At 36.9% G+C, this 8,773-nt stretch carries 9 protein-coding genes and 1 pseudogene; 9 read left to right on the top strand and 1 reads right to left on the bottom strand.

The features are described from left to right. The 8 genes and pseudogenes from NEOC95_RS03575 to NEOC95_RS03545 form a co-directional block, all read left to right on the top strand. Positions 1–321, top strand: a 321-nt coding sequence (locus tag NEOC95_RS03575; RefSeq protein ID WP_213151650.1) for a transposase, incomplete at its 5' end; no start/stop codon positions are given. 1 nt (position 322) lies between these two features. After that, a pseudogene (locus NEOC95_RS09820) lies at positions 323–741 on the top strand (hypothetical protein); the annotation flags it as partial. Positions 742–952: 211 nt separating this feature from the next. Further along, positions 953–1,138, top strand: a complete 186-nt coding sequence (locus NEOC95_RS03570; RefSeq protein WP_166156997.1) for a hypothetical protein — start codon at positions 953–955, stop codon at positions 1,136–1,138. A gap of 156 nt (positions 1,139–1,294) precedes the next feature. Continuing rightward, entirely contained in the window at positions 1,295–1,486 is a 192-nt protein-coding gene (locus tag NEOC95_RS03565; protein ID WP_166157000.1) for a hypothetical protein, read from the top strand. 45 nt (positions 1,487–1,531) lie between these two features. Beyond that, on the top strand, positions 1,532–1,729 hold the full coding sequence (locus NEOC95_RS03560; RefSeq protein WP_242678223.1) for a hypothetical protein: 198 nt from the start codon (positions 1,532–1,534) through the stop codon (positions 1,727–1,729). A 1,161-nt stretch (positions 1,730–2,890) separates the two neighbouring features. Further along, entirely contained in the window at positions 2,891–3,085 is a 195-nt protein-coding gene (locus tag NEOC95_RS03555) for a hypothetical protein (RefSeq protein ID WP_242678184.1), read from the top strand. A 47-nt stretch (positions 3,086–3,132) separates the two neighbouring features. Then, the gene (locus NEOC95_RS03550) at positions 3,133–3,303 is read left to right on the top strand and encodes a hypothetical protein (protein WP_166155541.1); all 171 of its coding nucleotides are present in this window, start codon (positions 3,133–3,135) and stop codon (positions 3,301–3,303) included. Positions 3,304–4,579: 1,276 nt separating this feature from the next. Beyond that, positions 4,580–4,774 (top strand): hypothetical protein, encoded by a 195-nt coding sequence (locus NEOC95_RS03545; protein WP_166155538.1) that lies wholly within the window; start codon positions 4,580–4,582, stop codon positions 4,772–4,774. Positions 4,775–5,119: 345 nt separating this feature from the next. Here the strand turns inward: NEOC95_RS03545 and NEOC95_RS03540 are convergent, their stop codons facing one another. Further along, the gene (locus tag NEOC95_RS03540; protein WP_213151647.1) at positions 5,120–7,807 is read right to left on the bottom strand and encodes a DEAD/DEAH box helicase; all 2,688 of its coding nucleotides are present in this window, start codon (positions 7,805–7,807) and stop codon (positions 5,120–5,122) included. Between the two features lie 76 nt (positions 7,808–7,883). On the opposite strand from NEOC95_RS03540, the gene NEOC95_RS03535 reads away from it, so the two are divergent. Continuing rightward, complete coding sequence (locus tag NEOC95_RS03535; protein ID WP_213151645.1) at positions 7,884–8,711, top strand: hypothetical protein; 828 nt, start codon at positions 7,884–7,886, stop codon at positions 8,709–8,711. The last annotated feature ends 62 nt before the right edge of the window (positions 8,712–8,773 follow it).

Genomic DNA, 8,773 nt, shown 5'->3' with positions numbered 1-8,773 from the left:
CTGCAAAGGCTTTATGAATTCTGCCAAGTCATACCTATTTTAGAAGCTGATAAAGGATACGACTCAGAGGAACTTAGAGAGAAGTTGCTAAAAAGGAAAATATATCCCTTTATACCTAGGCGAAGAATAGGGGCTATCAAGAAAGCTAAGGTGATTGTCTGCCAGCTCAAGAAATGGAGGTGGCAAGTTGAAAGAGCCGCATCTTGGCTACAACGAAAGTTTAGAAGAATCGTTGTGCGCTGGGAAAGACAAGTGAAATATTGGAAAGGGTTGTTAAATTTTAGTCTTATAATGTTTTGGATAGGCAGATTATCGGGATAGGCTCAAAAAGCTAGCTTTTCCTATAGTTTTAATCACAAAGATTTTCAAGAACGAAGACGGCTCTACAGGCATTCTCCCTATTGTGGCTAACGACTTAAAATCATGATTATGACCCTATCTATGACGTCTACCACAAACGGTGACGCATAGAAAGATTATCACAAATCGATAAAGCAGAATGCTAGCCTTGAGAAGTCACCCATCAAAATTGTTTGCTCCCAACAGAAGTCACCCAACAAAATTGCTCGCTCCCAAAGAAATCATATTTTTGCCTCTCTTATTGCTTACTGCAAGCTTGAATTTCTAAAAATTAAAACCCTTCTCGATCACTTTGCTTTAAAATATAAACTAATCTTTAAAGCCAATCAGATGGCCTATCAAAAACTACAAAATTTACAAGGAAATTCTATGTCTGTGTAAGGTGAGTTAGAGAGCGCAAATTCATAAAGCTTTTTTTTTACAGGCTTTGTCTTCTCTATCAAAGGCTTAGAAAAGCTTTTTCTAAAACCATGAGCATTTGCCTTGTTAGAGGCCGTTCATGCACCCAAACCAAATATTTTTAAATAGTACCTGTCTTTGGCATCTATTTTGCTTATCATCTTACAACACTCAACAAGGAGAGGGGGTTACTATGAAGAAGAATGATACAAAAGATCAATTGGCTAAAAAAATTGCTTATTTGGAATTTGTAGAAGATCAATTAAGTACAGAGTTGGCTTATATCGATAAACTTCTTAAATCTGTTGGTTTTCCTCGAGGATTATCATCAGTTAAAGAAGTTGCCAGAGATATCTTACAAGATCATTCTCAGGAATGATAAAGAATTTTTTAAATTCTTAGGGAAAAAACTGAGAAATGTGCTAAGAAAATGCTATGAAGCGTTTACCTGATTTTGATCGATTCTTTAAATAAATTTAACATACAAATGTTTTAGTAGAGGATGTCTTTTTTTGCTATACCTTAAAGGATTAAAATGAAAAACGCTGAGTTACATAAAAAGCTAGCCCATCTGGAATCAATGAATGATGTTTTAATAACTGAAATTGAAAACATTCATGAACTTATGAAAATGATTGGGTTTGCAAATGGTATTACTACACTTAAGACCACAGCAGAGGGTATGATTTATAGCGGATATAGGAATGTTTCCGATTATTACAATTAACGATTCATAAAAAATATATCAGGTATGAAAGCAAGAAGGAAAAAAATGAACAAAAAACAATTAGAGCAAAAAATTGCTCTTCTTGAGTCTATTAATGATCAGCTAAGTACAGAAGTCACTTATATTGATCAATTAATGAAGCTTATTGGTTTTGCAGGGGGAGTAGATACAGTTAAAGCTACCGCTACTGAAATTATAAAAAAAGGCTATACTATTACTAATTTCCCTGAAGATAAAGCTTAGCTAGGAGAAAATTTTTCTAAAAAGGTCTTTCTTTGTAATAGAGCGTCCTTAACTGTAACAGAAATAAAGAAAATATTCTTTAAAAGCCCTAAAGCTTGATGTTATGTCATACAGTGATAGGGTTAAAGTTACGGTAAGGACTTAAGACCCAAACCAAAATATCAGGTTTAGCAACTCATCAAAAAGTTATCAAAAATTAAGCTTAAATGTTCTTAAAACGAGCTGAAACATTAAAACATGTATTTCGGACTCTGTTAGGATGAGGGGATATTTGAAAGAGCTTTTATATTCAAAAATTTTTATGAGAAAGGTGGAGAAGCAATTTCTCAAGATAGGACCACAAAAGCCTTAGCATAAGAAACAGATTGGGCGAGCTTATCAAAAAAATTGGTGTAGATTTTGCCTTTCAGAAGCCTGCATATAGACAATTAAGAGTATGTAATGAGCTTGAAGAAACAAGAAGCTTTCATTTTGCTGAGACAGATATGTTTTGCGTGGCGCAAGAGGCAATCTTTAAAATTTTTTCAAAAAAAGCCTTAAAAACGTGAGAAGCTTAAGATGGCTTTAAGAAGGAATGGTATTAATAAAAGACCAGCTACAAGCTCTTACAAAGCCAGGGAAGAAAAAGAAGCGCATGGCGAAATTGAAACTGAACATCTAGGCATTTAATATCTCATAGTTAGTTGCTTAAGTAGGAACTATTAAAAACGTGGAAGGCGTTTATCAATAGTAAACAATCGATACTTATCTTAAGGTAGTTTCTATCAAGCCCTACAATAGAAAAAATGCGTGAGCAACAAGGGATATGTTTAAATGATCAGTCATCGCTTGGCTTGAAGAACAAGATATTTGTGTTCTAAGATGACCGATCGTGGTGCAGAGTACTGAGGAGTAAGAAAGCATCATGGGTATAAACTTTATCTGCCCATGGAAGATATTAGTTATTTTCGCCTTAAGGTCAGACATCCTCAAACCAAGAAAAACGGAATCTAAATAAGTGTACTTGCGAGAATCTAGGCGTCTAGCGATATCCTCTATAAGCAATGTCGTTTTTATAAGTTATTATCTGTGAGAGAGATATAAGATTTTTTTTCTTTTAGATAGATGGCATGCCTTTTGCATTAAGGAAAGTATATCACATCTTTAATGAGGGAGGTAGTTATGACTAAAGCAGAATTAATTAAAAAGATTGCCGTGTTAGAATCAGTGAATGATCAAATGTATTCTGAACTCTGTGAAGTAGATCGTCTGATGCGTCTTGTAGGTTTTGAAGGGGGACTGGAAACCGTTAAGCTAACTGCCCAAGAACTCTATCAAAGCGAGCATGTTGGTGAAGAAGGGGAAGAAAACCTATAAACCAGGGGAATGAAATTAAAAATATTTATCCCATAGGAAGGTAGTAGATGAAAGTTCAAGATAGTTTATATGTCTGGATTGAGGGGAATGAAGATAAAAAAGAGAGAAGAGCTCTTAAGTCATTACAAAAACGCCATATAAAAAGAATGGGCCCTTCTCTTCACATTAATCTTTTTACCTGCCTGCTCCTTAAAGAGCCTGCTAATTCACCAAAATGAGAAAGGATGACTACTTCAGCTTTTAAAAAAAGAGAAATAAAAACAATGGCTGGTGCTTTTTCATGTCATATAGAGAGAAGGGCTTTGCTCCAAGTTAAAAAGAGAAAAGAGCCTTACAAAGCACATGCCTCTAACTTAATTTGGTAGCTTGAATATAGGGACTATCTTAGCGGCTAAATTGCCTAGTTCATACGGCTGGCTAAGAGTAGCGCTTAAGGCCAAGATAAGTTTTTAATTTTCCCAAAAGCTTTTGTGTATAGATATGACGGGTTGGCTTCAGGCCCTCACCCACAAACATTTGCTAGCACTAGTTGTAGGAAATGTGATTGCTTATGGATGAAGAGCTTATCAAAATGGCGTTACTCTAAAAGTGCTAGTTGGTCAGAAGATTCATTGCTTAGCGAGTGATCAAGGATCAACTATTCCTCAAATTAAGGGAAAGATCAAACAGTATTGCTTAAGCTCATTGGCTCCGTAATAGCCAAGGGCCAGCAAAACAGCACCATACATCTTTGAGGGGTGCACGGTGTCTTGGAACCCTATATGCTAACTTGCAAGCTGCTTTTAAAGATAAACACCCTCTAGAAAAAGGCCAAATTAGCCAGTGTGCTTAGACGGGGGGGTACCCTAAGGGGTGTTGTCTACAAGAAGGATGACAAGCGCTGCCGTGCTGGATTAGCACTCATAAGTTGCGGAAGTTTTTCCACAAACTTTTAAAGCAGATCAAACATTTTCGTGTCTACTTGAGAGATCTTGCTATTTCTATAGCCCATGATGCCGCCGAAGAATCTTTAAGAAATCCTGTCATTGTATGTAAGGTATATCTAGATAGCCAGTCAACCTAGGCAAAAGATGGAAGAAAGTTCTACCTAGTTCTAACGCAAATCTTTATCGGCAAAGTAAATTTATGTTAGATCTTCTGGCAAACGTGATCCCTGCAGTACGTACCAAGCAACCCATATTTTCTAAAAAGCCTTTTATATTCCATGAACGCTTAAAAGAACTGCTCTTTAGTTTTCGTGTGGATAAATTTAGCTATAAATATTAGCCCTTAAAGATTAGGGAAGTAAAACAATCTTAAGAAAATAACCCCCTAAAAAGGGGAAATTGGCTAAAAAGACGAATGCTTTTTTTAAATAAGGGACTTTAAATTGGCTGGCTATTTTTATAATGCTTTAAAAGTGAAAGAGATAAATAAAATTTTTCTCTTTTTAAACGAATGGCATGCCTTTTGCATTAAGGAAAGTATATCACATCTTTAATGAGGGAGGTAGTTATGACTAAAGCAGAATTAATTAAAAAGATTGCCGTATTAGAATCCGTAAATGATCAAATGTATTCAGAACTTTATGAAGTCGATCGTCTGATGCGTCTAGTAGGTTTTGAAGGAGGATTGGAGACGGTTAAGCTAACCGCTCAAGAGATCTATCAAAGCGGGCATGTTGGAGAAGAAGGGGAAGAAAGCCTATAAACCGGTGCCATGCCATTAAAGGTATTCATTCACTGGGGAAGAGCAAATAAGGGCTTAAAATGATTTACATCCAGGGGTCAATCCATAGGAAAAGAAAAAGGAGATAAGGCTCCTTTAAGCCCCTAATTGAATCCTAAGTTAAAGGTATGCATAGACTTCCCTACTTTTTTTGCCTGCTTAGCTCCTTAAAGAGCCTATTAATTCACCTAAAGGAGAGAGGGTGGCTACTTTAGCTTTTAAAAAAAGGAAATAAAAAAAAGGCTAATGCTTTTTCTTATTCTAGGGAGTAAAGAAGGGCTTTGCTAGCGTCAGCACAGGGAAAACGTTACAAAGTAAGTACCTTACTTAATTTAATAGATAAGTTAAATCCTGTAAGGTTAATTGAGCAAAGGATCCTTCTTCTTCAAAAAGAGTCTCTATCATTGACTTTTTTTGCTCTTTTAAGCGCATGATTTTTTCCTCGATAGTTTCTATAGTCACATACCGCTTAGCAAATACAGGCGTGTTTCTTCCAATGCGATGAGCTCGGTTAATGGCCTGCTTTTCAGCAGCTTCGTTCCACCACGGATCAAAAATCATGACATGATCGGCTCGGGTTAGATTTAAACCCGTTCCCCCTGCTTTTAAACTAATAAGAAATAAAGGAATATCGGCATTCTCTTGAAACTGGTTAACAACCTTTTCACGATCTTTAGTAAGGCCATCTAAATAAACAAAGCTCCACTGCCTTGCTTTAAATTCACGAGCCATAAGATGCAGCATGGAAGTAAATTGGCTGTAAATCAATACTTTATCTTTTTCTGCCAGCGCGTTGCTCACATCCTGCAAAAAAGCCTCCATTTTTCCGCTCGTGCATTCTAGCTGTTCATCTTCATTTAATTGAGAGGAAATTAAAAGAGGATGACAGCAGATTTGCCTTAATCTTAAAATAGCTTCAAATACCTCCAAGCGATGCTTTGACAATCCCTCCATATTTATTTTGGTAAACAAATGGCTTTTAATTCCTGCTAAATAGCTATCATAAATTTTTCTTTGAGAGGGAGTCATCTCTACCCATACGGTTTGTTCAATACAGGCGGGAAGATCTTTGGCTACTTCTGCTTTCTTTCGGCGTAATACAAAAGGATGAATTTTTTTCTTGATGTTTTGTAAGTAGCGGCTATCTGATTGGCTTGCTTTTAAACCAGCACAAAAGTCTTTCTCCTCGCCTAAAAGTTCGGGCATGAGGAAATGAAAGTGGGACCATATTTCTCCTAAATGATTTTCGATAGGCGTGCCGGTTAAGAGTAGGCGAAAGTCTCCTTGTAATTGATAAGCTGCCTTTGCTACTTGAGTAAGGGAGTTTTTAATCGCTTGAGCTTCATCTAAGATAAGGGCAGCAAATTCAATAGGAGCTAATAATGCTAGGTCAAGGCGCATCGTAGCATAGGATGTTAAAATAATAGTATCACTAGCTAAATCCTCTTCTGTCAGTGCTCTTAATGGGCCATGATGTAAGATAATCTTTTTGTGGGGGAGAAAACGCTCGATCTCTCGTTGCCAATTAAATATCAAGGAGGTAGGCATGACAATCAATACAGGCTTAAAATGCTCTAACTGAGACAAAAAAGCTAAAACCTGCACGGTTTTGCCTAGGCCCATATCGTCGGATAAAATTCCATTAAAGCCATAATGCTTTAAAAAGTTTAACCAGTTGAGGCCTTGTTGCTGATAAGGACGTAAGGAACCTTGAAATAAAGGGCTAGGATCTATAGAAGGAAGTTCAGCCAAGGTTTGCAGCTCAGTTTTTAATTTGCTTGTCGCTGCATCTAAAGAAAGATGAGAGGAAGCTTGAAAGAAGTTCTCTAAAACTCCTACTTGATGTTTTTTTAGCTTTATACCTTCCGTAACAATTTCCCCTTCTTTAAAAAGAGTAGGAACTCCTTCAAGTTCCCATTTTTCGGGAAGTAAGCCTATAGCTTCTTCGCCAATTTGAACAAAACGCTCACTTTTATTAAAAGCTCCTGCTACTTCTTGAAGAGGAGCTTGGTAAGTATCAAAATGAAAGGTTCCGCGCGTGATGATCTCTTTTCCCTTCATAGAAATATCTAAATGGCTGTGAGTCAAAAGATAAACTTTTTTTCTCTGGTAATCTTTAATATGCCATCCAATCTCTAATAAAAATGTTAATGACTTAGCTATTTGATCAAGAGGGCAATAGTAGTGAGAGTGGCCGACTAATTTTTGGATAAACCCTGTCTCTAAAAGATCTTTCTCCCAATTCTTTTCAGCCCCAACGTCGCGCTTGTGAGCGTTAATATTTTTATCATGAAAGGGCCATTGCTTATCCTCACCATAATCCATCCACAGGTCTGCAAAAGCCCCAGAGCGATCTTTAAGGATCAGCAGAGGCAACGGTTGCTGAGCCTGCTGATCCTGTTCCTGTTTACTGTCTGTATAGACAATCCGCGCAAGAGATTCTACATCTGCATCTGCTGCTCTTCTGCTTTCAAGTAAGTAGCTTAAAGAAAACTCAAGAGGTTCGTAATAAATCTGCTTAAGTTCTTTCCAGGTAACCTCCGTATGGATAAGCTTAAGAATATTTCCTTTGATGAACCAATGGTTGGACCCTCGGCAAATAAAATCGCAAGCTGATAGATTAAACTCTTGGTCTAGATACTTTAGCATTCCATGCGCCCTCTGATCATGAATGCGATAATAAAATTCTACGGGCGTAAAGAAATCGCAGATAAGTTTCTTTCCATTATAAAAAAGCTTTCCTGAAGCTGCCAATAGCTTGAGAGCTTGAATGGATTGGGTATAGGGAATTTTAAGATACCCATCCACTAGCTTAGCATCTCTTAAGCTAAGAATGCGCTGAGGATCTTTATCTTTGAGAGTTGCCCATTGGCTCCAGCGGGTGGTCGTTACAGGGGAGTTAAAAGAGTGAAGAACTGTGTTAAATCCTTCATGGCGTACTTCTACAATCGCTACGGCTAACAATCCTTCTTTCTCTGATGCTGCTTTATCAATGCTATAAGCTATTTCTGGCATAAATATTTTACTAATTGTTTATATCATAAAGAAAAGATATACTAAATTTTTTTACAGATAAATCATAACAGGTTTTATGAATAAACTTAAAATGTGGAATGAGCATTCAAGCTGGAGCGAGGCTGAACAGGCTTGGGATGAACGTGCTAGCAAAGCAGCAAAAGAACATCCTATTAAGAGGTTAAAGCAATTGCCTGCTATGCCTGGAATAACCAAAGAGACCTCTAAAAACCTTAAATGGAAAAGCTTAAAGTGGATGATCACCCAAGATCATCAAGGTGCTATACGTAAAGGCTTTTTTAAACATCCTTTAAAATATGGATGGGCCTTTTTAAAATCTATTTTAAAGCCTAAGCCCTATAAAAAAGAAGGCGATTTTTTTTATTATGGCCTTCAGGATGAAGAACAGTTTAAAATGCTGTTAAAACAGCCTAACACTTTACTAGTTTTAGGGTTTTCTTATTGCCATAAACCTTTTGAATGCCCATCTGGTCGTTTCACCGATCAATGTATACATGATCCTGCCCATGCTGTCTGCCAACAATGTTTTATTGGGAAAGCGGTCCATGCCTCTAAAAAAGAGACGATTATTCCTTTATTTATTCCTACTATTCATTATATAGGAGGAAAAATCTTTGAAATCGTCCATCATTATCCTGAGAAACAAGTTATTTTTATGATTACGGCTTGCGAAATGACGTTAGAGATGTTTGGAGATTGGGGCAATATGGTAGGCCTTAAGGGCATTGGTATACGCCTAGATGGCCGCATCTGCAATACCATGAAAGCTTTTGAACTGTCAGAAAAAGGTATTAAACCTGGCTTGACAGTCGTACTAGAAGAAACGCAAAAGCGTATGCTAAGCCTTATTAGATATTGCCTGGAAAATAAAGGGAAAATCTAGACATTTCCCTTCATTCCTAGCTTATGAATAAAATATATATAAACAAGTTCAAGCCTTCAAGC

Origin of the sequence: Neochlamydia sp. AcF95, assembly GCF_018342455.1 — a bacterium.
Lineage (GTDB): Bacteria > Chlamydiota > Chlamydiia > Chlamydiales > Parachlamydiaceae > Neochlamydia.
This window is presented reverse-complemented; position numbering and strand designations above follow the sequence as displayed.